We start from the raw sequence: 26,011 nt of genomic DNA, 5'->3' as shown, positions 1-26,011 counted from the left end.
GACCTCAATGGGGCCCCGCAGCCTCGATGCCGGCGCAGATCGCGTGGACGAAACGTTCGATCTGCTCGTCCAGACGTTCCGGCGGCACGGCGACGAATTTCCTTTCGAGGCCGAGCGCGACCACGCCGTGGACGGCGCTGAACAGGCTTTGCGCCCAATATTGGCGCTCTTCCTCCGCCGTCTCCGGAATGAGCGCGCGCAAAGGTTCGAGAATGAAACGGAACAAGGCCAACTGATCGGCCGCGGCCGTATCGATCCCGCCTGGCCGCAAGAGGCGACCCTTTCGGAGGCCGAAACCACCCTCGCCCGCCTGCGCCAGCGTCAGACGGAAGCCGTCGCGGCCGAGAAAGCTTTGGACGAAATCGATGCTTCCGTCGCGCCGGCGCGCGTCGCGGAACAGCTCGCGGCCGCCGGCTTCGGCCCGAAAGTTAAGACCACAGCGGACGATGTGCTCGCCCGGCTGAAAGCCAAGACCCAATCCGGCGCGGCGGCGTGACGCCAGGCTTTCCCTTCAATCGAAACGCAATGGAGACTTCACATGAACAATCCGGTCGAAACCCATAGCCAGGCCTGGAAAAGCTTTACCGTCGCGTCCTTCGCCGTCTCCCTGATCATGGTCTGCGGCGGCATCCTTTATCTGCCGGTCGATATCTGGATGAAGGGCTATCTCGCCATGGGCGTGGTGATGCTGGTTCAGACCTGCGTGACGCTGACCAAGACCCAGCGCGACATCCACGAGGCGGCCAAGCTCGTCAACCGCATCGAAGACGCCCGCACCGAGCGGCTGCTGATGGAAGTCGGCAAGGCGGCGTGAGCCGAGCGGGGACGCCTCACTTGGCGAGATTATTCACTTGGGGGCGCCGCCGATGTCGATCTTTTGGCCTTTGGCGATCGATCCGAGATAAGCGGTGATCGCGACCAGCTCGGGACTGCCGAGTTCGGGCGGCGTCCCGCGCAGGCCGTTCTTGATGCAGGACTGCACCTGGCCTTCGAGCGTGACCACCTTGCCGGCGCCGCGGCTGAAGCGGGGATAAATGGCGGCGGCGTTGACCAGGCTGGGCAATTGGCGGTCTCCGATCTGGCCCGGCCCCTTGCCTCCATTCTGGTGGCAGCTTTCACAGGTGTGTCCATTGCCGCCGAAAGTCGCCGTGGCGAACAGATGGGCGCCCGTGGCCACGGCGGAGTCCAGCGGGGTTTCCGCGGCGCCGGCGGATGAGGCGGCGGACAGCAGCAGGGCGGCGGCCAATATGCGGACGGGCGACATCGGAATCTCCTCAAAAGCCAATTTGATCCCCCGGAAGCGAACCTAGCTCAACCGATGTGGCCGAGGAACCCGTAACTGCCGCAACAGATCGCAGTGAACTTGCGCGCTATTTCTGCGTAACAGCAAAGTCGACCTCTCCGCTTCGCCCGCCTTATGCCCCAACCCTGCGCGCTCGTCTGGTTCCGCAACGATCTCCGCGTCTCCGACCATCCGACCCTCGCCATGGCGGCGGCGAGCGGCCTGCCCCTGCTCTGCCTTTATATACTCGACGCCGAAAGCCCGGGCCTGCGCCCGCCCGGCGGCGCCAGCCTTTGGCGGCTGGACCGCGCCCTGGCGGCGCTGGAAAGGGAGCTGGCGTCGCGCGGCGGCGAGTTGCATTTTCTGCGCGGCCCTGCCGAAACGCTGCTTCCGGAAGTCGCGCGCGCCGCAAACGCGCAGCGCATTTTCTGGAGCCGCCGCTATAGCGGCGCGGAAATCGCGCTCGACATCCGGCTGAAACAGGCTCTGCGCGAACAGGGCCGCGAGGCATACAGCTGCAACGCCTCCCTGCTTGCCGAACCGTGGCAGGTCATTTCAAAATCGGGCGGCGCTTTCAAAGTCTTCACCCCGTTCTGGCGCGCGCTGCGCGAAAAGATCGCGCCGCCGCCGCCCCTGCCCGCGCCGGAACGGCTTTCGGCCGCGCCCTGGCCAGCCGGCGCGCCCCAGAGTCTCGCCCGGGAGGCGCTGCGCCTCGCCCCGAGCCGGCCGAACTGGGCGGCAGGCTTTCCCGACCCCGACGCCGGCGAGGCCGGTGCACGGAAAAGGCTCGGCGAATTCCTCGACCATACGGTCGAACATTACGCGACGAATCGCGACCGCCTCGACCGCGACGCCACGTCGCGTCTCTCGGCCCATCTCCATTTCGGCGAGATTTCGCCGCGCCAGATTATTTCCGCCGCCCCGCCGCATCCGGGCGCGGACAAGTTTCTGGCCGAACTCGGCTGGCGCGAATTTTCCTGTCATCTGCTCTATGCCAATCCCGACCTCGCCTGGCGCAATTTCAACCCGCGCTTCGACGGCTTTCCCTATCGCGCGGACGATTCGGCGCAAAAAGACCTCCCGGCGTGGCGGCGCGGCGAAACCGGCTATCCGGTGGTGGACGCCGCCATGCGCGAATTATGGACCACGGGCTTTATGCACAACCGCGCCCGCATGGTCGTGGCCTCTTTTCTCACCAAACACCTGCTGATCGACTGGCGCGAGGGCGAAAGCTGGTTCTGGGACACGCTCATCGACGCCGACGAGGCGAACAACGCCGCGAGCTGGCAATGGGTTGCCGGCTGCGGCGCCGACGCCGCGCCTTATTTCCGCATCTTCAACCCCGTGCTTCAGGGCGAGAAATTCGACCCCGACGGGGCCTATGTCCGGGCTCACTGCCCCGAACTGGCCGGACTTCCGATGTCCTGCCTCCACAAGCCCTGGGCCGCGCCGGCATCTGTGCTCGCCGAAGCCGGCCTGCGGCTCGGCGAGACCTATCCGCGCCCAATCGTCGATCACGACTTCGCCCGCCGCCGCGCGCTCGACGCCTTCACTATGATGACCGCCTGACCGGCGCCACCCTTGCAGGCCGCTCGCCGCGCCGCTAGCTTGGCGACAAAATTTGGTCGGGATTGTCATGAAGGTCACGCAATCGGTTCTCGAAGCCATCGGCGACACGCCGCTTATCAAATTGCGCGCCGCCTCCGAGGCGACCGGATGCGCGATCTACGGCAAGGCGGAATTCATGAATCCTGGCGGCTCGGTCAAGGACCGCGCGGGGCTCGCCATCATCCGCGACGCCATTCAATCCGGCGCGCTCAATCCCGGCGGAACCATTGTCGAGGGCACGGCGGGCAATACCGGCATCGGCCTGGCTCTGGTCGCCAATGCGCTCGGCTATCGCACTGTCATCGTCATTCCCAACACCCAGTCGGAAGAGAAGAAAAGCCTATTGCGCCTGCAAGGCGCCGAGCTGATCGAGGTTCCGGCCGTCCCCTATTCCAACCCCGACAATTACGTGAAATATTCCGGCCGTCTCGCGGCGGAGCTCGCGGAAAAGTCGCCCGGCGGCGCGATCTGGGCCAACCAGTTCGACAATGTCGCGAACCGGCGCGGCCATGAGGAGACCACCGGCCCGGAAATTTACGACCAACTCGGCGGCAAGATCGACGGCTTCATCTGCGCCGTCGGCACGGGCGGGACGCTCGCCGGCGTCGGCCGGGCGCTCAAGGCCCGCAATGCCGACATCAAAATCGGCCTTGCCGACCCGATGGGCGCGGCGCTCTATTCCTATTACACCACGGGCGAGTTGAAATCCTCGGGCTCCTCGATCACCGAGGGGATCGGCCAGGGCCGCGTCACCGCCAATCTTGTCGACGCGCCGATCGACGTCGCCTATCAGATCCCCGACGAGGAGATGCTGCCGATCCTGTTCGACCTCGCCCAGAACGAGGGCCTGCTGCTCGGCGGCTCGTCGGGCGTCAATGTCGCCGGGGCGATCCGCCTCGCCCGCGACCTCGGCCCCGGTAAGACCATCGTGACGGTGCTGTGCGATTCCGGCGCGCGCTACGCCTCGAAACTATACAATCCCGCCTTTCTGCAGGGGAAGGGCCTGCCGGCCCCAGGCTGGCTCGCGCAATCGGCCTGAACAGGGTTTCGGATAAAAATCCTGCTCGCTCAAATGAATCCAAGCCTCGAAAAGCGGGTCGTTGCGAGCGCGGCAATCCGCCCGCGCAACCGGCTCTTTTTCCCGCGGGCGCGGATTGCCATCGTTCGGCCAATGCCTCTAATAAAAGCGCAAATAGGGGGCGCGCATGGCGGGTTTGAACGACAATCATTTCGTCTCCACCGATTGGCTCGCCGAACATCTCGGCGCGCCGGGAATCGCCATCGTGGACGCCTCCTGGCATCTGTCGGCGGCCAATCGCAACGGAGCCGACGAATTTCTCGCGCGCCACATTCCCGGCGCGGTCTATTTTGATATCGACGCCATCGCCGACCGGACCAGCGACCTGCCGCATATGCTGCCCGATCCGGTCGCCTTCTCCAGCGCCATGCGCGCGCTCGGGATCGGCGACGGCATGAGAATCGTCGTCTATGACAGCCTCGGCCTTTTTTCCGCGCCGCGCGTGTGGTGGACCTTCCGCGTCTTCGGCAAGCGTGACGTCGTTATCCTCGACGGCGGCCTGCCCAAATGGATGGCGGAAGGACGTCCACTCGCCGAAGGCGGCGTCACGCCGCAACCGCGCCACTTCACCTGCCGGCTCGATCACACCCTCGTCGCGTCGAGGGACGACATGATGGCGGCGAGCGCAAAGGCCGGGGAAGTCGGCGTTCCGCAGATCCTCGACGCGCGCTCGGCCGCGCGTTTTCGCGGCGACGAGCCGGAAACGCGCCCCGGCTTGCGCGCCGGCCATATTCCCGGCTCGCGCAACCTGCCGTGGGAGTCCCTGCTCGCCGAAGGCCGGCTGAAGCCGGCGCCCGAGCTTGACGCGGCCTTCGCCGAGGCCGGCGTCGATCTTTCCCGGCCGATCGTGACCACCTGCGGCTCGGGCGTCACCGCCTCTCTCCTCGCGCTCGCCCTCGCCGTGCTGGGGCGCGACGCCACGCCAGTTTACGACGGCTCGTGGTGCGATTGGGGCGCCCGCGCCGACCTGCCGCTCGCCCGAGGGCCTGCATGACCTCCCGGCCTGACGCGTTTATCGTGCGTTTACCGCTTTTCGGGTCGACAAAGGTCGAAGTTGCCGCCCGATGAAGCAATTTGACGCCAAATGCGCCGCCTGGACGCTGGCTTGTCTTGCGCCGCAGTGCTAAGAGGCTAATGTTGAGCGCCGACCGGAGGCCACGCCGGCGCGCGCGAGGCCGGAGAAACGTCCGGGGAAACGTCCGAGAATGAAAAAAGTCGAAGCGATCATCAAGCCGTTCAAGCTCGACGAAGTGAAGGAAGCTCTTCAGGAAGCCGGGCTTCATGGCATCACCGTCACCGAAGCCAAGGGGTTCGGAAGGCAAAAGGGCCATACCGAACTTTATCGCGGCGCCGAATATGTCGTGGACTTCCTTCCCAAGGTCAAAATCGAACTGGTGCTGACGGACGACGCCGTAGACCGCGCCGTTGAAGCGATCCGCAAATCCGCTCAGACCGGCCGAATCGGCGACGGCAAGATCTTTATTTCCAATATTGAAGGCGCGATCCGAATCCGCACCGGCGAATCCGGGCCCGACGCGGTCTGACGCCCCCCTTCCCAGCTCTTCCTCGCTTTTAACGTCATCTAAAATCAAGAGGCGCTTCAATGACGACTGCCAAGGACGTTCTGCAAAAGATCAAGGACGAAGACATCAAATATGTCGATCTTCGCTTCACCGACCCGCGCGGCAAATGGCAGCATGTGACCTTCGACATCGCCCTCGTGGACGAGGAGATGTTCTCGGAAGGCACGATGTTCGACGGTTCGTCCATCGCCGGCTGGAAGGCGATCAACGAATCCGACATGAAGCTCATGCCCGATCCGGCCACCGCGACGATCGACCCCTTCTTCTCGGCTTCGACTCTCTCGATCGTCTGCGACGTTCTCGAACCGATGACCGGCGAGCCCTATAACCGCGATCCGCGCGGCATCGCCAAGAAGGCGGAAGCCTATCTCAAGAACACCGGCATCGGCGACACCGCTTTTTTCGGCCCGGAAGCCGAATTCTTCGTCTTCGACGACGTGCGTTTCAAGGCCGACCCCTACAACACCGGCTTCGTCCTCGATTCGGGCGAACTGCCGTCGAATGCCGACACCCCCTATGAAGGCGGCAACCTCGGCCACCGCGTCCGCACCAAGGGCGGCTATTTCCCGGTCCCGCCGGTCGATTCCGCCCAGGACATGCGCGGCGAAATGCTTGCGGCCATGGCGGCGATGGGCGTCAATGTCGAGAAGCACCACCACGAGGTCGCCTCGGCCCAGCACGAACTCGGCATGAAGTTCGGCACCCTGACGACCATGGCCGATCATCTCCAGATCTATAAATACGCCATCCACCAGGTCGCCAATTCCTATGGCAAGACCGCGACCTTCATGCCGAAGCCGGTCTATGGCGACAACGGTTCGGGCATGCATGTCCACCAGTCGATCTGGAAGGCCGGCAAGCCGGTGATGGCGGGCGACAAATACGCCGACCTCAGCCAGGAATGCCTGTACTATATCGGCGGCATCATCAAGCACGCCAAGGCGCTGAACGCCTTCACCAACCCGTCGACCAATTCCTACAAGCGTCTGGTCCCGGGCTTCGAGGCGCCGGTTCTTCTGGCCTATTCGGCCCGCAACCGCTCGGCGTCCTGCCGCATTCCGTGGACCAACAATCCCAAGGCCAAGCGCATCGAGGTTCGCTTCCCCGATCCGACCGCCAATCCCTATCTCGCTTTCTCGGCCATGCTGATGGCCGGCCTCGACGGCATCGTGAACAAGATCGATCCCGGCGCCGCGATGGACAAGGACCTCTACGACCTGCCGCCGCGCGAACTGAAGAAAATCCCGACGGTGTGCGGCTCCTTGCGCGAGGCGCTCGCCAGCCTCGACAAGGACCGCAACTTCCTGAAGGCCGGCGACGTGTTCAACGACGACTTCATCGACAGCTATATCGAGCTGAAGATGCAGGACGTCTATCGCATGGAAATGACGCCGCACCCGGTCGAATTCGACATGTATTATTCCTACTGAGCTAGAGCACAGTAAAAGGAAAGGGCGGCCTCGGGCCGCCCTTTCTTTTTTCGCGACGGACGACGCGACCCTGCTTCGGGCGGCCTATTGCGCGGCGGCGGGCTGCTGCCGCTGTTCCCGCGCCTTCTGCTTGTAGTAATGCCGCGCGGCAAGGCATCCGGCGACTGCGCCCGTGATCGTGTGATGCACCATATGGCCGGCGACGCCGCCCGCGATCGCGCCGCGAATGCAGCCCTTCGCCTCGGCGGCGGGCGCTGCGAGCGCGGCCACGCCGCAAACGGCGAGAACCGCGCCAAAAAATTGCCGTTTCATCAGCCAGCCATCACCCTTGGCCGCGCGGAATTTCGCGCGAACAAGATATGGGAGAGCCGTGCGGCGACGCCAGCGGCAAAAATTCCTTCGTGCTTTTGCCGGGCGTCAGGCCTTTTCGACCCCCGCCTGGACGGCGCCCGTCCGGCTCTTCTGGCGCGGCGCGGGGCCGCGCATGCCGGCAGCAACCGCCAGCCAGATCAGCGCCAGCGCGATGGTCATGGCGAACACGCCGAAAGCGCCCGTCGTCGCGAGCATCCAGCCGCCGGCGGCGCCGCCGACGAAAATTCCGATGAACTGCGCGCTGGAATAGACGCCGGTGGCGGCGCCCTTGGCGGAGGCGGGCGCGAATTTCGTCACCAGCGACGGCAACATGGCCTCCATGGCGTTGAAGGCGGTGAAAAACACGGTCAGAGCGATCACAGCCGCGGCGCCGCTCGACGGGGCCGCGGCGAGCGCCACCAGACTCGCCGTGATCGCCGCGACCGCGGCGACGAAAACCTCTTTCATCCGACCGCGGGTCTCCGCGACGATGATTGCCGGAACCATCAGCGCCATGGCGACGATCATGACCGGCAAATAAAATTTCCACTCGCTTCCGACGTTCAGGCGCAGCGCGTGATCCAAAACCGATGGGATGACCAGGAAGCTCGCCGTCAGAATGGCGTGGAGCGTGAAGACGGCGAAATCGAGCCGCAGCAACTCGCCGTCATGCAGCACCTGCTGGAACGTCGGCCAATTGACGCCGCGCGGAACGGCGTGATCGGGCGTCGGCGCCAGCAGAAGCATGATCGCGATGCCGACGAGGGCGAAGACGGCGGTGAGCCAGAACATGCCGGACAGACCGGCGACCGCGGCGAGCGGCGGACCAACGAGAACGGCGATCGCGAAGGAAAAACCAATGGTGATTCCGACCACGGCCATCGCGCGGGTGCGCGTCTCTTCGCGGGTGAGATCCGCCACCATGGCAAGGATCGAGGAGCCGACGGCGCCGGCTCCCTGCAGGATGCGGCCGAGCAAAACGCCGCCGATGGAGGTGGAAAGAGCCGCCACGACGCTGCCCAGGCCGAACACCACCAGACCGCCGACGATCACTTTCTTGCGGCCGATGTGGTCGGAGAGCAGCCCAAGCGGAATCTGGAGAAGGCCCTGCGTCAGCCCATAAGCCCCAAGCGCCAGGCCGATCGTCCGCGCGTTCGCGCCTGACAGGCCGCGAGCGTAATGCATGAAGATCGGATAGATCATGAACAGGCCAAGCAGCCGCGCGGCGAAGACGGCTGCAAGCGAAATCGTGGCGCGAAACTCGGTCTTATTCATAAGATTGTCCCTATCTGCGCGCGCATTATCGGCTCCGCCTCGGCGATCCGACCGTTGCGCGCCGCCATGAGCGCTCATCGGGAATTCGTCGGCGCGCCAACGACTTCGCACTTACGATTCCGGATTTCAGCGACGCTGGGTTTTAGCGAAATTTTTGTCCGAAAAGCGGCGATCGCTTTACGAAATCTGGCTGGCTTCCTCTCGAACTTTTAGCGCGCAAGCATAGGATTAGGCAAAGGAATTTCCTGTCAATTTTGTCGCACCCCCTTTTCAGGCGCGCGCGTCCGCGTCGCCCGGCCCGGCTACCGCTGGCGGGAACGCGCCGGAACGGCCGAACGGGTCCGACGGCGAGCCTGGCGCCATCCCGCCGTTTGCCACGAAAAAATTCGGCTCCAGCAGGCAATGCGGCGCAGGCCATAAGGAAAATATTGGCTCTCTGGCAAAAGTTTATCGCATTTTCTTGCCCGTGGAGCGACCGATTGGGCTTTGGGCGCGTTTAGTGTAGAAATGGATTTTCCAGGACGATGGGCCGCGCCAATCGCGACATGACGTCTCCCTTCCGGTAGCGCGGCGATTTAAGGCACTTCGGGGGTTGCAACGTGCGGCATGAGGCGCAATCGGAATTCGCCGCCGACGACCGTGACGATTCTGAACCGGCCGCCGCGGATTGGATGTCCGCGACGCGGTCTCTACTCGCCCGGATCGTCGCGCTTCGCCGGCGTTCGCCGCTCGCTTTTCCGTCGGGGGTCGGGCTGCTCGGCGCCGCCGCGGGTCTTGCGGCCCAGGCGGGGCTGATCGCGGCGCAGGCGGCCACTTCGCCCTTTCTCGCCCTTTATCCGGCGACGATCGGCGCCGCGTTGGCCGGCGGCTTCCGCGCCGGGCTCGTCACGCTTGTCCTTGGCGCCGCCGGCGCGGAAGCCATGGCCAATGCGCTGGACGCGCCCTTCGACGGCCCGGCCCTCTTCGTTTTCGTTCTATCGAGCCTCGTCGTCGCCTTCGCGGCGGAAGCGCTGCACCGGTTCTTCGGCGAGCTCCACGCGGCCCAGGCGCGGCTGGAGCTTCAGGCGCGCATTTCCGCGCTCGATGAACACGCCATCGTCGAGGTGACCGACCGCCGCGGCGCGATCACCTACGCCAACGACAAATTCTGCGCCATTTCCCATTATTCGCGCGAGGAACTGCTTGGCCACGACCACCGGATCGTCAATTCGGGCGTTCATTCCAAGGATTTCTTCCGCCAGATGTGGAGCGTGATCGCAAGAGGCGACGTCTGGCGCGGCGAAATCTGCAACGCGGCCCGGGACGGCTCGCATTTCTGGGTGGACACGACGATCGTGCCCTTTCTCGACGAAAAGCGCCGCCCCATGCAATATGTGGCGATCAGCACCGATATTACCGAGCGTAAGCGCGCCGAAATCGCGCTGTTGGAGAGCGACGCGGCCTTGCGGCAAAGCCAGAGGCGCCTGCGCCACGCGGCTGACGCCGGCCGCCTGACCTATGCCGAATTCGAACTGACCGACGGCCGCATCCATGTCGCCGACAATTTCGCTCATGTCGTCGGCTATTGCCCAACGACTCCGCCGGAGGGCGGCCCGATCGAGGACGGCGTCAGCCGGCTGCTCGAGCATGTCCCTTCGGAGGATCGCCACCGGCTCAACCTGGCCATCCAGCAGTGCCTAGGCGGCGCCGCCAACGGCCGCATCGAATATAGGGTGATCGGCGACGACGGTCAGGAGCGCTGGATCGAAAGCGTCTGGAACGCCGAAAACGGCGAGAACGACAGGCCGGAGCGGGTCTTCGTCACCGATCTCGACATCACCCGGTTGCGCGCGGCCGAAAACGCCGTGCGCGAGAGCGAAAAAAACTTCCGCTCGCTCGCCAACGCCATTCCCCAGCTCGCCTGGATCGCCTCGCCCGAGGGCGAAATCACCTGGTTCAACGAACGCTGGTACGACTATACCGGCGCGCCGCTCGACCAGCCTGCCGACATGGGCTGGAAAACCTATATCGATCCCGAGAGCCTGCCCGCGATTTTCGAACGCTGGGCGGATTGCGTCGCGACCGGACAGCCGCTGGACATGACCATTCCCCTGCGCGGCGCCGACGGCGTGTTCCGGCCCTTCCTCACCCGCGTCATGCCGCATCGGGACGCCGAGGGCCGCGTGCTGCAATGGTTCGGCACCGGCACCGAAATCACCGAGCAGAAGGAGATGGAGGAAGCCCTGCGCGCGGCGACCAACGAAGCCGAGCGCGCCAACAAGGCCAAGTCCAAGTTTCTCGCCTCCGCCAGCCACGATCTGCGCCAGCCGGTGCAATCGCTCGTGCTGCTCCTCGCCCTGATCGAACGCCAGGTCGCGACCATTCCCAAGGCGGTGGAGACGGCGCGGATGATGAAACAGGCGCTTGGCGGGCTCAATGGCCTGCTGACGGCGATTCTCGACATCTCGCGCCTCGACGCCGGCGTGGTGGAGCCCGCCATCGATTCGGTCGATCTCACCGCTTTGCTGGACCGCCTGTCGTCCGAATATGAAACCAAGGCCGCGGACAAGGGCCTGGAGCTGCGCGTGGTCAAGCGCTCGCTCTATGCCCTCGCCGATCCGTCCCTGCTCGAGCGCGCCCTGCGCAACCTGATCGAAAACGCCATCCGCTACACCCCGAGCGGCGGCGTGCTGATCGGCCTGCGGCGCCGCGGCACGAAGGTGCGGATCGACGTGGTGGACACCGGCGTCGGCGTGCCGGAGGAAAAACAGAAGGAAATTTTCGAGGAATTCATCCAGCTCAACAATCCGGGCCGCGATCTCGGCAAGGGCCTCGGCCTGGGCCTGGCCATCGTCGCCCGCCTCGCCAATCTGCTCGAAGCCCAGATCGAGGTCAGCTCCCGGGTCGGGCGCGGCTCACGCTTCTCGCTCGCCCTGCCCGCCGCCGAGGCGGCCCAGGCGACCGAAGCGCAGTCGGCGCATCTTGCCGACCCGCGCGGTCGCATCCTCATCATCGAGGACAATCTGATCCTGCGCCGCGGCCTGGAAAGCATTGCGCGCAAATGGGGCTGCAAGACCCTCTCGGCGGCGAGCGGCGAGGAGGCGCTCGATCTGGCCTTGGCGCGGCGCTGGCGCTTCGACGCCGTGGTCAGTGATTACAGGCTCGGCGCGGGCCTGAGCGGCGTCGACGCGGCCAAGGAGATCGCGCGCCGATCGGGACGGGACTACCCGACCCTGATCCTCACCGGCGACACCGCGACCGAACATATTGCGGAGATCGCGGCGAGCGGCTTCGAACTGCTTCACAAACCGGTGAGCGCCGAACAATTGCGCCGCAAGCTCTCGCGCCTGCTGGCGCGCGCGGCGGCGCATTAATCATCATTTGCGACCGCGCACGGCGACAAGGCGGTCGATTATGCGTTGCAAATCGTCGAACTGGAACGGCTTGGTCAGAATCGGCGCCTCGCGGTAGGCCGGCGCGAGGCCGCCGAGCCCATGGCCGGTGACGAAGGCGAAAGGGACGCCATAGAGCGCCAAGGCGTCGGCGACGGGATAGGAATTGCCCCGATCGAGGGCGACATCGAGCAAGGCGGCGTCGAGCGCATCGCGTTCCTTTTCGACCAGATCCAGCGCCGCCTTGACCGTCCGCGCCGGGCCGACGACCTCGCAGCCGCTTTCGCTCAGCCAATCAGCGACGAGAAGGCCGAGCATCGGATCGTCGTCCACGAGCAGCAAACGCACCGCCATCGTACCTCCCATGCGGGATCGCACATTGAAATCGTTAGCAGGCTTTCTCCATCGCGGCCATGCTTTGGCTTCCAATTTCGGTGAAATAAGAAAAATTGTTTTCGTTCTGTTCCCTTCCGGGGTACTTTCATGGTAGTCACACGGGCGACCGCAGCGGACGGCGATTCGTCCATTCCGACAATCTTCAGCAGGTTCATGGCCAAACACGATCTTTTTGGCGCGCCCGAATCGGCGCCGGACAGCAAATCGACGCCGGGCGGGAAAGCCGCCACGACCAAAAAGCCTCAGATTGGCGTGTCCCTGGGATCGACGCCGGGGGAAGCGGGCTATACGGCGGCGTCGATCGAAGTTCTCGAAGGTCTGGAGCCGGTGCGCCGCCGCCCGGGGATGTATATCGGCGGCACGGATGAAACCGCGCTCCATCATCTCTTCGCCGAAGTGCTCGACAATTCCATGGACGAGGCGGTCGCCGGTCACGCCACCCGGATCGAGGTGGCGATGGACGAGGACGGCTACCTGTCGGTTTCCGACAACGGGCGCGGGATTCCGATTGACCCGCATCCCAAATTCCCAGCCAAATCTGCGCTGGAGGTCATCATGACGACGCTCCACGCCGGCGGCAAATTCGATTCCGGCGCCTATCAGACGTCTGGCGGCCTGCATGGCGTCGGCGTGTCGGTGGTCAATGCCTTGGCCGAAAGGCTCGAAGTCGAAGTGGCGCGCGGCCAGACGCTTTACCGTCAGGTTTTTTCGCGCGGGCTGCCGATCACTGGGCTCGAAACGATCGGCCGCGCGCCGAACCGGCGCGGCACCAAGGTCCGGTTCAAGGCCGATCCGCAAATCTTCCGCGATAAGACGACCTTCTCTCCGGCGCGCATTTTCAAAATGGCCCGCGCCAAGGCCTATCTGTTCGGCGGCGTCGAAATCCGATGGAAATGCGCGGAATCCCTGCTTGATGCCGGTGGCAAGACGCCAGCCGAGGCCGTGTTCCATTTTCCCGGCGGGCTCAAGGACTATCTCGCCGCCGACATCGAGGGCAAGACGCTCGTCGCCGAGCAGTTCTTCACCGGCCGTGTGGAAAAGCCGGAGCGCCACGGCTCGCTCGAATGGGCGGTCGCCTGGCTCGCCCACGAAGACGGCGCCGTCCATTCCTATTGCAACACCATTCCGACTCCGGACGGGGGAACCCATGAATCCGGCCTGCGTCTGGCGCTGCTGCGCGGGCTCAAGGACCATGCCGAGCGCATCGGCCAGGGCAAGCGCGCTTCGGCGGTCACAGCCGAGGACCTGATGGCCGGCTGCGCCGCGATGATTTCGGTCTTCATCCGCGAGCCTGAATTCCAGGGGCAGAACAAGAGCCGGCTGATGAGCGTCGAGGCGTCGCGCATCGTCGAAAGCGTGATGCGCGACGCCTTCGATCATTGGCTTGCGGGGTCGCCCGCCCAGGCCAAGGCTCTGGTTGAATGGGCCATAGAGCGCGCCGAGGAGCGCCTGCGCCGCCGCGCCGAAAAGGATGTCGCCCGCAAGAGCGCGACGCGCAAGCTACGCCTGCCCGGAAAGCTCGCGGATTGCACGTATAATTCGGCGCAAGGTTCTGAATTATTTATCGTTGAGGGCGATTCGGCGGGTGGCTCCGCGAAGCAGGCGCGCGACCGCGCCAATCAGGCGGTGCTGCCCCTGCGCGGAAAGATCCTCAATGTCGCCAGTTCGTCGCGCGAGAAAATGGCCGCGAACCAGCAGCTCGGCGATCTGATTCAGGCGCTCGGCGTCGGCACGGGCTCGCATTATCGCGCCGAAGACCTGCGCTACGACAAAGTCGTCATCATGACCGACGCCGACGTGGACGGCGCCCATATCGCATCGCTGCTCATCACCTTCTTCTACCGGCAGATGCCCAAGCTGATCGACCAGGGCCATCTTTATCTCGCCGTGCCGCCGCTCTACAAACTCAGCCAGGGCGCGAAGGTCGCCTATGCGCGCGACGATTTTCATCGCGACGAGCTGCTGGGCAAGGAATTTTCCGGGCGCGGCAAGGTCGAGATCAGTCGATTCAAGGGCTTGGGAGAAATGATGCCGGCCCAGCTCAAGGAAACCACCATGGCGCCCAGCTCGCGCACCCTGCTCCGCGTGGGAATCGTCGAGGAGGATCGCGAGGAGACGGCGGATTCGGTCGAGCGCCTGATGGGAACCAGGCCGGAGGCGCGTTTCGCCTTCCTGCAGGAGCGCGCCGCCTTCGCCGCCGCCGAACTGTTCGATCTCTGACGGAAAGCCGACGGAATCGACGCCTTACGGTCGCAATGCTTTGCCAAACTGAGGCGCCTTTGGGTTCATGCGACGCATTTGAAACTGGAGCCAATCATGTCAAATATTGCGGAAAAGAAGAAATTCGTGGCGCCCGTTATCCTGCTGCACTGGCTCATGGCGCTGATGATTTTCGCTCTTTACGCCGTCGGGCTGAGCGTCGATTCGTTCGACAAGCCATTGCGCCCGTCGATCGTCAACGCCCATGTCATCGTCGGTCTGCTTCTTCTCGTGCTGCTGGTTTTCCGGGTCGTCGCCCGTGTGAGCAACGAAACCCCCGCCTATCCCGCCAGCATGGGGCCGATGTTTCGCCGCGCCGCGGCGGCCGGCCACGGGGTTCTCTACTTGCTGATGCTCGCCACGCCGATCGCCGGCATCGCCACCTTCCTGCCCCGCGGCCGTCCGCTCAGCCTCGGCCTGTTCGAGATTCCCTCGCCCTTCGAGGCCAATCGCGATCTCGCTCATCAGTTCGGCGAAATCCACGAGTTGCTCGCGCATCTGCTGATCGCGACCGTCGTCGCCCATGCGCTCGTCGCGCTCTACCATCAATTCGTGCTTCGCGACGGAATATTGGAGCGGATGAGGCCTTGAATCGCGCGAATATGCTAACCGCCCATTTACCTTGATGATCCATAAGGAAGCCGGGTCAGGTCGGGAGCATCGCATGTCGATCAAGAGATATCTCGGAGAAAGCAATCGTGGGTCGGCCGTCGATAGGCTCGCGCTGTTTTGCGCCGTCGTCTCGGTCGTCAGCGTGCTGGGCGCCCATGGGCTGGACAAGCTGGCGCAGAATGGCGACCTGCCGGTGATCGCCTTCTCCCATTCCGGCGCCCGCCCCGACATCGATTATTCGGCGACAGCCTCGATCCCCAACCGCGCCGCGCGGACCCAGCTCAACCCCTGCGGTCAGACTTTCGAAAATCGCTGACCGTCGGCTGCGCGAGCTTGACGCGGAAAAGCGGAATCCGCTCATCGGAAAAGATCACGCTCAAACACACGGATCGCCAGAAATTCGTTGACTTTAACGCCACTTCGCCTAATGGTCCGGGTGGCGCTTTGGATTCGCGCGCGCCCGCCGTGACAGTTGCAGGTCCGCCAGGCAATGGCGCCATGCTTCCGACGTGGAAAACATGGCTCCGCTTGGGATGGCCCCGCTTCAGATAAACGGCGTCATGATCTGAACGGCGGCGTTGGACCGCCATTCGCTCCGGCGCATTGCCCGGCGCCTATGCCAGACGCGATCCGCCTGAACCCAATTTTGGAACCTTTAATGCAATTTTCTGAACTCGGCCTCAGCGAAAAGGTGCTGCACGCCGTAGAAGACGCCGGTTACAAGACGCCCACGCCCATCCAGGCGCAGGCCATCCCCCATGTGCTCGCCGGCCGCGACGTTCTCGGCATCGCCCAGACCGGCACCGGCAAGACCGCGGCCTTCACCCTTCCCATGCTCTGCCGCCTCGAGCAGGGCCGCGCCCGCGCCCGTATGCCGCGGACCCTCATCCTGGAGCCGACCCGCGAACTTGCCGCCCAGGTCGAGGAGAGCTTCAACAAATATGGCGCGCAGCACAAACTGAACGTGGCCTTGCTGATTGGCGGCGTGGCCTTCGGCGACCAGGAGACCAAGATCATGCGCGGCGCGGACGTGCTGATCGTGACGCCCGGCCGCCTGCTCGACTTTTTCGAACGCGGCAAGCTGCTGCTGAACGGCATCGAAATCCTGGTCATCGACGAAGCCGACCGCATGCTCGACATGGGCTTCATTCCGGATATCGAAAAAATCTGCAAACTGGTGCCCTTCACCCGGCAGACTCTGTTCTTCTCCGCGACCATGCCCCCGGAAATCACCCGGCTGACCGAGCAATTTCTCCACAATCCGGCGCGGGTTGAGGTCGCCCGGGCCGCTACGACCGCGTCGACCATCATCCAGGCCCTGGTCGCCTCGCATGGCGGCGGCGACAAGCGCGAGACCCTGCGGCGCCTGCTGCGCTCCGCCGAGGGCCTGAAGAATGCGATCGTGTTCTGCAACCGCAAGCGCGACGTCGCGATCGTTTACAAGAGCCTGGAAAAGCATGGTTTCCCCGTCGGCGCGCTGCATGGCGACATGGACCAGCAGGCGCGGATGGCCTCGCTCGACGCGTTCAAGAACGGCGCCGTGGACATTCTGGTCTGTTCCGATGTCGCCGCCCGCGGCCTCGACATTCCCGACGTCAGCCACGTCTTCAATTTCGACGTGCCGACCCATTCCGAAGATTACGTCCATCGCATCGGCCGCACCGGCCGGGCCGGCCGCGCCGGCCACGCCTTCACGATCGTGACGGAGCATGACCGGAAATATGTCGCCCAGATCGAGGATCTGATCAAAGAGCAGATAGACTGGGCGGGCCCGCGCCTCGACGAACTGGCGCCGGCCGAATATGTCGAGCGCGACCGCGGCCGCGCGGCCCACGCCGGCGAGCGGTCACGACGCAACACGCGCGGCCGCGCCGAGAGGGACACTGCGGGGCGGCCCGCGCGCGAGCGCAAGCCGAAGGTCGAAGAGGCGGCCCGCGAGACGCGCGAGGCCGCGCCGCGCCAAAGGACCGCGAATCGGTCCATGACTGAAGAGCCTCGGCGCAAAGCCGCCCGCCGGCCTGTCGAGGACGACGCGCCGGTCATCGGCATGGGTGACCACGTCCCAAGCTTCCTGCTCCGCCCGGTGCGGACGAAGAACGTCAAGACAGCCGAGTGAGCCGCGCAAGCGCAAATTCGTCGGCGAGCCGACGAATTCGCAGTTGATATGTTCGAGTTGGCCGGCTTTCGTTCGAAAGCCGGCGTGCTTTAACTGGAAATCCTGCTGAGCAGATCAATGCTCAGCGCCTCGCAGTTCGGCAGTTCGACCGCGGCGCCGCTGAGGTCGTCGTCGCTGGAATAGGTCGAGCGCACCGCGATGACCGGCAGCCCCGCGCTGCGCGCCGCCAGGACGCCGTTACGCGAATCCTCGATCGCCACGCAATGTTCCGGCGGCTTGCCCAATTCGCGGAGGGCGAGTTCATAGACGTCCGGCGCCGGCTTCTTTTTGCTGACCATGTCCCCGGCCCCGACGACGGGAAAAATCTCCCGCCAATTCCCGCCGAGGGTGGAATTGAGCAGCGCCTCGATATTGGGCATTGAGGTGGTCGTCGCAATGGCGAGGGTAATGCCCTGCTTTCGCGCCGCCTCGATGAATTCCTTGATTCCCGGCCGCAGCGGCACGGCGCCCGCATCCACCATCGCGGTATAGATTTCGGTTTTGGCCTTGTGGAGCCTGGCGACGAATTCCGGGTCGGCGACGCCGCCCTGGAGCGTGATGAAATGGGTGATCCGCTCCTTGCCGCCGGTCACTTTTAGCAATTGGCGGTAGAGCGCGACGTCCCAACTCCAGTCCAGGCCGACATCCGAGAAGGCCTGGTTGAAGGCGAGGCGATGAACCTCCTCCGTCTCGGCCAAAGTGCCGTCCATATCGAAAATGACCGTGTCGATCACGTGGGCCTCCTCCAAAGTTTCGGCGAAAGTGACGAAGCCGGGTCGAAAAGGAAATTAAAAAAGGCGCAATGTATGTTAAGATAATGTTTATCGCCCTCAATGCGGCAGGATGCCGAAAATTTTCCGCAAGAATCCGGGGGCGATGGCGGACAGCGGATTGACCGACAGAACCGGCGCGCTCGTCTTGCCGGAAATGCGGTAATTGACCCCGATCAGCCCTTCCTCCTGCCCGCCGCCGAGCACCAGGCCGATGACGGGAAGCTGGCCGAACAGATTGTTGACGCCATAGGCCGGCACGAATGTGCCGGAAAGATCGAGGGTATTCTGGTCGAAATTGATCCAGCCTTCGATGGTCGAGCCGACGCTCGAATTGGCGATGATTCCGTCGCGGACGGTCAGGCGCCCGTCGGACTTCTCAAGCTCCGCGTGCAGTCGGGCGAAGGACACGGAATTGGGGTCCAGCTTCACCTTATTGGCGATTTTTCCGGCGTTGGGCGCGTTGGCGAAGCTTTTCAGCGCCGGCTCGCCCCGCAACATAAAATCCTTAATGTCGAGCGTGCCCGAGAAGCCGCCGTCGGCGAGATGCAGTTCGGCGTCGAGCTGGCCCCTTTCCATATGGCTGTATAGATCGAAAAAGGCGAGCAGCGCGCCGCCATCGGAGGTCTTGAGAGAAAATACGGGCGCCCCGCCGTCGCGGGTCAGAACGCCTTTGACCGGATCGCCGCCGAATTTCCCGGAGAGGCTCAGGGCCTGGTATTGCCCGTTCTTCTTGCGCGCCAGGCGCATTTCGGCGTTGGAGATGATCTGGCGATTGGCGCCGGTCAGGAGAGTGGCGTTGAGGCTCAGATCGAAATCGGTCGAGGGGCCGCTTCCCGAGCCTCCGCCGGTGAGATCGCCCAGGAAGGGACGCGCGTCCACCGCCGCCCCGCGCGCGACGATCTTCATCACATCGCCCGATTTCTCGGCGTCGATGCGCAGGTTGTCGCCGGGCGAGAATTTTACGTCCGACAGCTTCGCCCCGGCAAGACTTCCGTCCGGCGCGAGCTGCAGCACGCCTTTGGCGCTCTGGCCGGCGCCGTCGTAAACGAAATTGTCCAGCGCAGCGGCTCCGCGACCATCCTCGCGATAGGTGAAAGCGGCCTTGGCCGGGCGTCCGGCGGGTTTGTAGAGCCCTGGAACGGGATAGATCAGCCCGGTCTTGGCGAGATCGAGCTCGACCAGCGCCTGGGGATGGGCGGCGCCGACCTCGCCGACAATCTTCACGGCGATGGGTCCGACGACGGTCGAGCCGAAGTTCAGGCCGGCCTTGGCGCGCGCCGCCTCGTCCATCGGGAAGGTTATGACGCCCTTGGGCGGTTCGGTCGCGTTGCGGGTGAATTCGAGCGTGGCCGGGGCGCCGAACAATTTTCCCGTTCCCGTGACATGGGTGACGCCGTTCTGGAGGGTCACGGCGAGAGAGCCCTGCTCCAGACTGGCCTTGCCGACCAGATGCTCGGCCGAGAAATTGGCGACTGTGGCGTTGACCTCGATGCTGGCGAGCTTCGGGTCGTAAACCGGCTGAAGTTTGGTGCGGAAGGTGAAATCGCCCGAGAACTGCCCCTTGGTGGTCTTGGCGTCGAGCGGCAGGCTCGCCACCTTGGCGAAGCCGGGCGTGGCAAGGACCGAGCCCAAAGTGTCGAGCGCGCCCTGGCCATGGGCGCTGATGCTCAGCGCGATCGGCTTGGTCTCCAGATCCGGCATGGAGAGCACGCCGTTCGACAGGTCGATCCGGCGCCCCCCGCTTCCCTCGATATAGCCGGAACTCGCCTCGATGCGCGCCGTGCGGCCGCTGGAATGGCCGACAGCATTCACCCCTCGCACCGGCGGCGCGCCGTCGAGGAAGGTGAAGGCGGCGTCGCGGATCGTGTAGTCCATCGACACGCGGTCGTCCATCGGCGCATGCTGGGCGCGCATCATGCGCAGGTCGAGGTCGTCGAGATCGACCGCCATGCGGAAATTGACCAGGGTTCCGCTGATGAGATGGTCGCCGACCCAGCCGCGCACCGGCGCGCCGAAAGCGTTGGGCCACACGGCGAGCACGCCGGCGGCGGTCATGTTGCCGGCGGACAGACCCATCCGCATATGCAGGCCGTTGACCCAGTCGATCGTCCCTTGCGCGGCGGCCGCCACTTCGGGGCCGACCAGTTCGACACGGTTGATTTTCAGGGTCTTGCTCATAAGATTGAGGGCGAGATCGGCGACGATCTTGTCAAGGGCGACCGATTTCTCGCCCTTGCGATCCGGTCCGACCACGCAGGACTCGACCTGTTTGAAAACGATGCTCCAGGGCGCCGCCTCGTGCTCCGGCGGCGCGATGACGCCGCTGAAGGAACAATGCGAGGCGCCGGAAAAGATCTGCGCCTGATCCACCACCGCGCGGTGGGCCGACGCGTCCCAATGGGCGGCGGCGAAAAATTCGTCGAGGAAGACCGGCGCGAATTCGGGATCGTCGAAGCGCCAGAAGCCCTGCCCCAGGGCGAGGCGGGCGTTGGCGTCGAGCACATGGCCGTCGCCCTGGAACGAGGCCGAGGCCTTGAAGGAAATCGGAATGTCTGAATCGATCGGCAGGCTGGTCTTGCCGGCCATCAGCGCGATCTCGTCGATCGAAAAGCCGCTGCCGCGGATCGCGAGTTCATGCGCCTGATCGCGGGCGCCGCGCGCGACGCCTTCGACAGTCCAGCGTCCGCTGGGGCCTTTCGCCGACATTTTGACGTCGGCGACGCCGCGCTTGCCGGCATTGGAGCGGTCGAGCGAGAATTCGAAGGCCTCGAATTCGCGCTTCTGGCCGGCTTCGCGATCGTCGATGATCAGCCGCCCGTTCCTGATCCCGAAATGATCGAGCACGGCGATCGGGCTGTCGCGGCCCTGGCCGATGTCGAAGATCAAATTGATCGCCCTGGCCGCCTGCCGCAGAACCTTGGCGCGGGTCGCGGGCGGCGGGGCGCTGGTGGGCGCCGCCACGCTCGGCTCGGGCGCCGCATCGGGCGCGATTTGGGGCGCCGCCTGTGGCGCGTTCGGGCCCGGCGCGGGAACGGGCTCGCCGCCGGCCGAGAGGTCGAGCCCGCCGTCAGGTCGCACGCGAAGTTCGACTTTCAGCCGGTCGATATCGACCCGCGACGGCTTGACCTGCCCGGCGAGCAGCGACAACGGATCGAAAATGATGTCGGCCTTGGGCGCGGACAGCAGGCGGCGGCCGTCCGCCCGACGGATCGAGAGGCCGTCCACCGCCAGGGCGACGCCGTGCTCCTGGCGCTCGATCGCGATGGTCGAGATGGCGAGGATGTAGTTCGGGCCAAGCCGGTCCTGGAGCACCGAGACCACCATCGGCTTGAACGCGTCGAGGTTGACCCGGCCGACCGCCAGCGCGACCATGCCCGCGGCCAAAGCGACGAGCACGGCCATCAGGGCGAAGGAAAGCCCCGCGCTCGCGGTTCGTCGCGCCCGGCGGAAGCGTCGCGGCGGCAGCGGCGGCGGCAGCGGCCCTTCGCAAATGTCCGGCTCTCTCATTTCGATCAATGCGGTCGCTTTCCTCGCCGATTCGCGTGTCTGTCGATATGCGACGCGCTCGATCGCCACCGCTTTCGGACGCCACTTTTCGGATTCATGATCAAGCCTGGCGGCTGACCGGCTGGCGAGGCCAACCGAATCGCTATTCTATAGCAAATCCGGGCCCTCTCCGACCAACGGTCAGGGGCCTTCGCCGTCCGTCGATGGCGTGAAAAATGCAGACATTTACGACGGAATTAAGCAAGAATGGCGACATCGCGCGGCCGTGCGGCCGCAAGCTGCTCCCATGAAAGGATTTGCGATGACGGAACGTGTGCAGGCGGGCGATGCGGCGCCGGATTTCACCCTGCCCCGCGACGGCGGCGACCGGATGTCGCTCGCGGATTTCCGGGGCAAGAAGCTGGTGCTTTACTTCTACCCCAAGGACGACACCTCCGGCTGCACCATGGAGGCGCAGGACTTCAACCGGCTGGCGGGCGATTTCGCCGCGGCGGGAGCCGTCGTCGTCGGCGCGTCGCCCGATCCGGTCAAGCAGCACGACAAGTTCCGCGACAAATATGAGCTGACCTTTCCACTCCTGGCCGACGAATCGAAGGAGATTCTCGGAGCCTATGGCGTCTGGGTCGAAAAGAGCATGTATGGCCGCAAATATATGGGGGTCGAACGCTCGACCTTTCTGATCGGCCCGGACGGCAAGATTGCGCAGGTCTGGCGCAAGGTGAAGGTTCCCGGCCACGCCCAGGCGGTCCTCGCGGCGGTCAAGTCGCTGTAACGGAGCCATTTTCAAAACGTTAACCACGTCCGTTTACCTTGACCTGAAATCGGCCGCGCCTTCCCGGCGCGTCCTTTCGGAAGGTAAGACATGCGTGGCGCTTTTTCCGCGAGGGCCCTGAAGCCCGGCCTGACCCTTCACCTGGTTTCCCACATTTCGAGCCGCCAGATTTTCCTGCCCACGCCGCTCGCGGCCGGCCTGTTCGGCGCGGTTCCGCTGCTGCTGCTTGGATGTCTCGCGATCGGCTCCTATTTCATGTTCCGCGACGACATGCTGGCTTCGCTGATGCGGCGGCAGGCGAACATGCAATTCGCCTATGAGGACAGAATCGCCGCCCTGCGCGCGCAAATCGACACGCTCGCCTCGCGGCAGATGATCAACCAGGACACATTCGAGGGCAAGGTGGCCGAACTCGCGGTGCGCCAGGCCCGGCTCGAATCGCGGTCGGCGCTGCTCGCCTCGCTCGCCGCCAAGGTCGATCCGGACATGACCTCGGTCGCGGCGACGCGGCCCGCCGCCGCCGAGGCCTCCCCCCAGATCGCGCCCCAAGCCGCCTCCGGCCCGATCCAAACGCTCGAACCCAAGCCCTCCCTCGCCAAGGACGATTTCAAGCCGGTTCCAGAGGGCTTCGACCTGCGCCGCACCCAGGGCGGCGACGCGCCCGGCCCCAACCTTTCCGACAATTCCGACCCGGCCTCGCCGCAGCAGCGCCTGCACAGTCTCGCCGCGCGTTTCGATCGGGTCGAGCGCCGCCAGATCGCCGTGCTCAACGGTCTGAAGGCGCCCGCCGCCGCCGAGGCGGAGCATCTGCGCGAAGCTTTCGAGGAAGCCGGCCTACCGGTCGATCGCATGATCCGCCACGCCGAATCGCTTGGCCGCTCCGAATCCATTGGCCACGACGAATCCCTTGGCCACGACGAGAGCGGCGTGACCAGGGCCGCCATGGGCGGACCCTTCGTCCCCGCCGACGCGCCCCAGCGCGGCGGCGAATTCGATCGCGCCTACGCGAGCCTCGCCAGTTCGATCGACACGATGAACGAATTGCGCCAGGCCCTGCCCTATGCGCCGGTGCGTCAGCCTCTGCCCGGCCAGCTCGAAGTCACTTCACCATTCGGTTATCGCATCGACCCCTTCTTCGGCCGCCCCGCCCTCCATACGGGAATGGATTTCCATGGCGCCTATGGCGAGCCGGTTCACGCCACCGCCGCCGGGCGGGTGGCCTTTGCCGGGGTCGCCGGCGGCTATGGCAATATGGTGGAAATCGACCACGGCGCCGGCCTCGCCACGCGCTACGGCCATCTGTCGCGGATCGATGTCAGGCAAGGGCAATCGGTCAAGGCGGGAGAGGAAATCGGCGCGATCGGCTCGACCGGCCGCTCGACCGGACCGCATCTGCATTACGAGGTCCGCGTCGACGGCGCGCCGGTAAATCCGAGCCGCTATATCAAGGCGGGACGCCTGCTCAGCGCCGGGCTTTAAATTCCTATTTGCGCCCTTGGCGCAAGATATCCTGGAACCAGCCGGTGTCGAGCGTCGCCGGCTGGAGCCACATTTTCAGCAGGGCTTCAGGCGAATACCGATCCACCGCGTCCATCATGCGCTTTTCGAGTTCCTCCATCGCGCGCTTCTGCATCGGCTCGAAATCCGGCAGGCCCATGAAAGCCCGCGCCTCGGCGGGCGTGCAATCGATGTCCACGGTGATCTTCATGCGCGCGCCTCCGGACGAAATTCACAAATATCCTTCCCAAACATAATGGTGGGACGCCAAAAGGCCAATTCTTTCCGCCCTGACGTTTAAAATTGGCTTTCATCACCCGATGGCCCCGGCCGAGCGCGCCTTTTCGCGCAGGATGAACTTCTGGATCTTGCCGGTGGAGGTTTTGGGCAGCGGGCCGAAGATGAAGGTTTTCGGAACTTTGAAGCGCGCCAGATGCCCGCGGCAATGTTCCAGAAACTCCTCCTGGGATGGGCTCGCGCCCTCGCGCAATTCGATGAAGGCGCAGGGAACCTCGCCCCATTTCTCGTCGGGCGTCGCGACCACCGCCGCCGCCAGCACGTCCTTGTGGCGGTAGAGCACGTCCTCGACTTCGAGCGAGGAAATGTTTTCGCCGCCGGAAATGATGATGTCCTTGGAGCGGTCCTTGATCTTCACATAGCCGTCGGGCTCGATCACCGCGAGGTCGCCGGTGCGGAACCAGCCGCCGGCGAAACATTCCTGTGTCGCCCGCTCGTTCTTGAGATAGCCCTTCATGACGATATTGCCGCGGAAGACGATCTCGCCCATGGTCTGGCCATCGTGGGGCACGGGCTTGAAATCGACCAGATCGACAACGTCGATCGCCTCCTGCAACAGCGACCGCACGCCCTGGCGGGCGTTCAGCTCGGCGCGTTTCGCCAAAGATTCGTTCGCCCATTCGTCCTGCTTGGCGCAGACCGAGGCCGGGCCATAGGTTTCGGTCAGGCCATAGACATGGGTGATCGCGAAGCCCATTTTCTCCATGCCCTCGATGATCGCCGCCGGCGGCGCCGCCCCCGCGACGAGGCCCTCGACCCGGTGGGAAATCCCGGCCCGGTCGGCCGGATCGGCGTTGATGAGCAAACCGTGGACGATCGGCGCGCCGCAAAAATGGGTGACCCCGTGTTCGCGGATCAGGGCAAAGATCGTCTTGGGATCGACGCGGCGCAGGCAGACATTGACCCCGGCGTTGGCGGCCATGGTCCAGGGAAAGCACCAGCCGTTGCAGTGGAACATCGGCAGGGTCCACAGATAGACCGCGTGCGGCGGCATGCCCCAGCTCAGGATGTTGTTGACCGCGTTCAGATAGGCGCCGCGATGGTGATAGACGACGCCCTTGGGGTTGCCGGTGGTGCCGGAGGTGTAATTGAGCGAAATGGCGTCCCATTCGTCTTCGAGCGGCGCGGGGACGAAAGCGGGGTCGCCTTCGGCGAGAAAGGATTCATATTCAATCGCGCCGAGAAAATTTCCGCCCGAAAAGCTCTGGTCGTCCACGTCGATCACCAGCGGCTTTTCGCCCTTCATCAGGTCGAGAGCCTTGGCGATGACTTTGGAATATTCGCGGTCGGTCAGCAGAACTTTCGCCTCGCCATGGTCGAGCATGAAGGCGATGGCCTCGGCGTCCAGCCGGGTATTGAGCGTGTTGAGGACGGCGCCGGCCAGGGGGACGCCGAAATGGGCCTCGAACGTGGCCGGGACATTGGGCAGCATCGCCGCCACGGTGTCGTTCTTGCCGATGCCGCGCCTGGTCAGCGCCGAGGCTAGCCGCCGGCAGCGCTCGGCGGTCTGCGCCCAGGTCAATCGCCGGTCGTTGTATATGGTCGAAAGCTTGTCCGGGTAAACGTCGGCGGCGCGGAAGAGGAAGCCCAAGGGGGTGAGCGGCGCATAATTGGCGCGGTTGCGGTCAAGACCGGTCAGATAAGCGTTCCCCATTGTTACCTCCCACGGCCCGGCGTTCTCGACCGCCGATTCCATGGCGATTCTATACCAAGTCTCGACGATCGCGACTCGTCGCAAATGATTATACAAAGGGAATGGCGGCAA

General features: G+C 64.6%; 22 protein-coding genes. 13 read left to right on the top strand and 9 right to left on the bottom strand.

Annotated features, from left to right (window positions below):
• Positions 1–4: 4 nt before the first annotated feature.
• Positions 5–478 carry a hypothetical protein gene (locus tag K2U94_RS20775; protein ID WP_425332518.1) on the bottom strand — a complete coding sequence of 158 codons (474 nt, stop codon included), beginning with the start codon at positions 476–478 and terminating at the stop codon, positions 5–7.
• A gap of 60 nt (positions 479–538) precedes the next feature.
• Between K2U94_RS20775 and K2U94_RS11585 the strand changes: the two genes are divergently transcribed.
• Positions 539–814, top strand: a complete 276-nt coding sequence (locus K2U94_RS11585) for a YiaA/YiaB family inner membrane protein (protein ID WP_243067361.1) — start codon at positions 539–541, stop codon at positions 812–814.
• Between the two features lie 33 nt (positions 815–847).
• Here K2U94_RS11585 and K2U94_RS11580 read toward each other — a convergent pair whose 3' ends face one another.
• Positions 848–1,264: a c-type cytochrome gene (locus K2U94_RS11580; RefSeq protein ID WP_243067360.1), complete on the bottom strand. Its 417-nt coding sequence runs from the start codon at positions 1,262–1,264 to the stop codon at positions 848–850.
• 153 nt (positions 1,265–1,417) lie between these two features.
• Here K2U94_RS11580 and K2U94_RS11575 point away from each other — a divergent pair, with 153 nt between their 5' ends.
• The 5 genes from K2U94_RS11575 (at position 1,418) to glnA (ending at position 6,981) form a co-directional block, all read left to right on the top strand.
• Entirely contained in the window at positions 1,418–2,851 is a 1,434-nt protein-coding gene (locus tag K2U94_RS11575) for a cryptochrome/photolyase family protein (protein WP_243067359.1), read from the top strand.
• 67 nt (positions 2,852–2,918) lie between these two features.
• Complete coding sequence (locus K2U94_RS11570) at positions 2,919–3,929, top strand: cysteine synthase A (RefSeq protein WP_243067358.1); 1,011 nt, start codon at positions 2,919–2,921, stop codon at positions 3,927–3,929.
• Between the two features lie 166 nt (positions 3,930–4,095).
• Positions 4,096–4,962, top strand: coding sequence for a 3-mercaptopyruvate sulfurtransferase (gene sseA, locus K2U94_RS11565; protein WP_243067357.1), 867 nt, complete (start codon positions 4,096–4,098; stop codon positions 4,960–4,962).
• A gap of 211 nt (positions 4,963–5,173) precedes the next feature.
• Positions 5,174–5,512, top strand: coding sequence for a P-II family nitrogen regulator (locus K2U94_RS11560; RefSeq protein WP_243067356.1), 339 nt, complete (start codon positions 5,174–5,176; stop codon positions 5,510–5,512).
• A gap of 59 nt (positions 5,513–5,571) precedes the next feature.
• Complete coding sequence (gene glnA / locus K2U94_RS11555) at positions 5,572–6,981, top strand: type I glutamate--ammonia ligase (RefSeq protein ID WP_243067355.1); 1,410 nt, start codon at positions 5,572–5,574, stop codon at positions 6,979–6,981.
• A gap of 84 nt (positions 6,982–7,065) precedes the next feature.
• Here glnA and K2U94_RS11550 read toward each other — a convergent pair whose 3' ends face one another.
• A complete protein-coding gene (locus K2U94_RS11550; protein ID WP_243067354.1) occupies positions 7,066–7,293 on the bottom strand; it encodes a hypothetical protein in 228 nt (75 codons plus the stop codon).
• 105 nt (positions 7,294–7,398) lie between these two features.
• A complete protein-coding gene (locus K2U94_RS11545; protein ID WP_243067353.1) occupies positions 7,399–8,607 on the bottom strand; it encodes an MFS transporter in 1,209 nt (402 codons plus the stop codon).
• Between the two features lie 671 nt (positions 8,608–9,278).
• On the opposite strand from K2U94_RS11545, the gene K2U94_RS11540 reads away from it, so the two are divergent.
• Positions 9,279–11,960, top strand: coding sequence for a PAS domain-containing protein (locus tag K2U94_RS11540; RefSeq protein WP_243067352.1), 2,682 nt, complete (start codon positions 9,279–9,281; stop codon positions 11,958–11,960).
• 3 nt (positions 11,961–11,963) lie between these two features.
• Here K2U94_RS11540 and K2U94_RS11535 read toward each other — a convergent pair whose 3' ends face one another.
• Positions 11,964–12,332 carry a response regulator gene (locus K2U94_RS11535; RefSeq protein ID WP_243067351.1) on the bottom strand — a complete coding sequence of 123 codons (369 nt, stop codon included), beginning with the start codon at positions 12,330–12,332 and terminating at the stop codon, positions 11,964–11,966.
• Positions 12,333–12,527: 195 nt separating this feature from the next.
• Between K2U94_RS11535 and parE the strand changes: the two genes are divergently transcribed.
• The 4 genes from parE (at position 12,528) to K2U94_RS11515 (ending at position 17,361) form a co-directional block, all read left to right on the top strand.
• Entirely contained in the window at positions 12,528–14,594 is a 2,067-nt protein-coding gene (parE, locus tag K2U94_RS11530) for a DNA topoisomerase IV subunit B (RefSeq protein WP_243067350.1), read from the top strand.
• Between the two features lie 96 nt (positions 14,595–14,690).
• Positions 14,691–15,224 carry a cytochrome b gene (locus tag K2U94_RS11525; protein WP_243067349.1) on the top strand — a complete coding sequence of 178 codons (534 nt, stop codon included), beginning with the start codon at positions 14,691–14,693 and terminating at the stop codon, positions 15,222–15,224.
• Between the two features lie 73 nt (positions 15,225–15,297).
• Positions 15,298–15,561 carry a hypothetical protein gene (locus tag K2U94_RS11520; RefSeq protein WP_243067348.1) on the top strand — a complete coding sequence of 88 codons (264 nt, stop codon included), beginning with the start codon at positions 15,298–15,300 and terminating at the stop codon, positions 15,559–15,561.
• 342 nt (positions 15,562–15,903) lie between these two features.
• Complete coding sequence (locus K2U94_RS11515) at positions 15,904–17,361, top strand: DEAD/DEAH box helicase (protein ID WP_243067347.1); 1,458 nt, start codon at positions 15,904–15,906, stop codon at positions 17,359–17,361.
• A gap of 89 nt (positions 17,362–17,450) precedes the next feature.
• On the opposite strand, the gene K2U94_RS11510 is transcribed toward K2U94_RS11515, so the two are convergent.
• Positions 17,451–18,134, bottom strand: coding sequence for an HAD-IA family hydrolase (locus tag K2U94_RS11510; protein ID WP_243067346.1), 684 nt, complete (start codon positions 18,132–18,134; stop codon positions 17,451–17,453).
• A gap of 96 nt (positions 18,135–18,230) precedes the next feature.
• The gene (locus K2U94_RS11505; RefSeq protein WP_439329679.1) at positions 18,231–21,689 is read right to left on the bottom strand and encodes a hypothetical protein; all 3,459 of its coding nucleotides are present in this window, start codon (positions 21,687–21,689) and stop codon (positions 18,231–18,233) included.
• 292 nt (positions 21,690–21,981) lie between these two features.
• Between K2U94_RS11505 and bcp the strand changes: the two genes are divergently transcribed.
• Both bcp and K2U94_RS20535 read left to right on the top strand, forming a co-directional pair.
• A complete protein-coding gene (gene bcp / locus K2U94_RS11500) occupies positions 21,982–22,452 on the top strand; it encodes a thioredoxin-dependent thiol peroxidase (RefSeq protein ID WP_243067345.1) in 471 nt (156 codons plus the stop codon).
• Between the two features lie 90 nt (positions 22,453–22,542).
• Positions 22,543–23,931 (top strand): M23 family metallopeptidase, encoded by a 1,389-nt coding sequence (locus K2U94_RS20535; protein WP_272884855.1) that lies wholly within the window; start codon positions 22,543–22,545, stop codon positions 23,929–23,931.
• Positions 23,932–23,935: 4 nt separating this feature from the next.
• On the opposite strand, the gene K2U94_RS11490 is transcribed toward K2U94_RS20535, so the two are convergent.
• Positions 23,936–24,160, bottom strand: coding sequence for a DUF6489 family protein (locus K2U94_RS11490; protein WP_243067344.1), 225 nt, complete (start codon positions 24,158–24,160; stop codon positions 23,936–23,938).
• A 102-nt stretch (positions 24,161–24,262) separates the two neighbouring features.
• Entirely contained in the window at positions 24,263–25,900 is a 1,638-nt protein-coding gene (locus K2U94_RS11485) for an acyl-CoA synthetase (RefSeq protein WP_243067343.1), read from the bottom strand.
• Positions 25,901–26,011: the final 111 nt, after the last annotated feature.

The organism is Candidatus Rhodoblastus alkanivorans (genome assembly GCF_022760755.1).
In the GTDB taxonomy this organism is placed as follows: domain Bacteria; phylum Pseudomonadota; class Alphaproteobacteria; order Rhizobiales; family Beijerinckiaceae; genus Rhodoblastus; species Rhodoblastus alkanivorans.
Note: the sequence above shows the minus strand (reverse complement) of the source record. Positions and strands in the feature narration are given on the sequence as shown.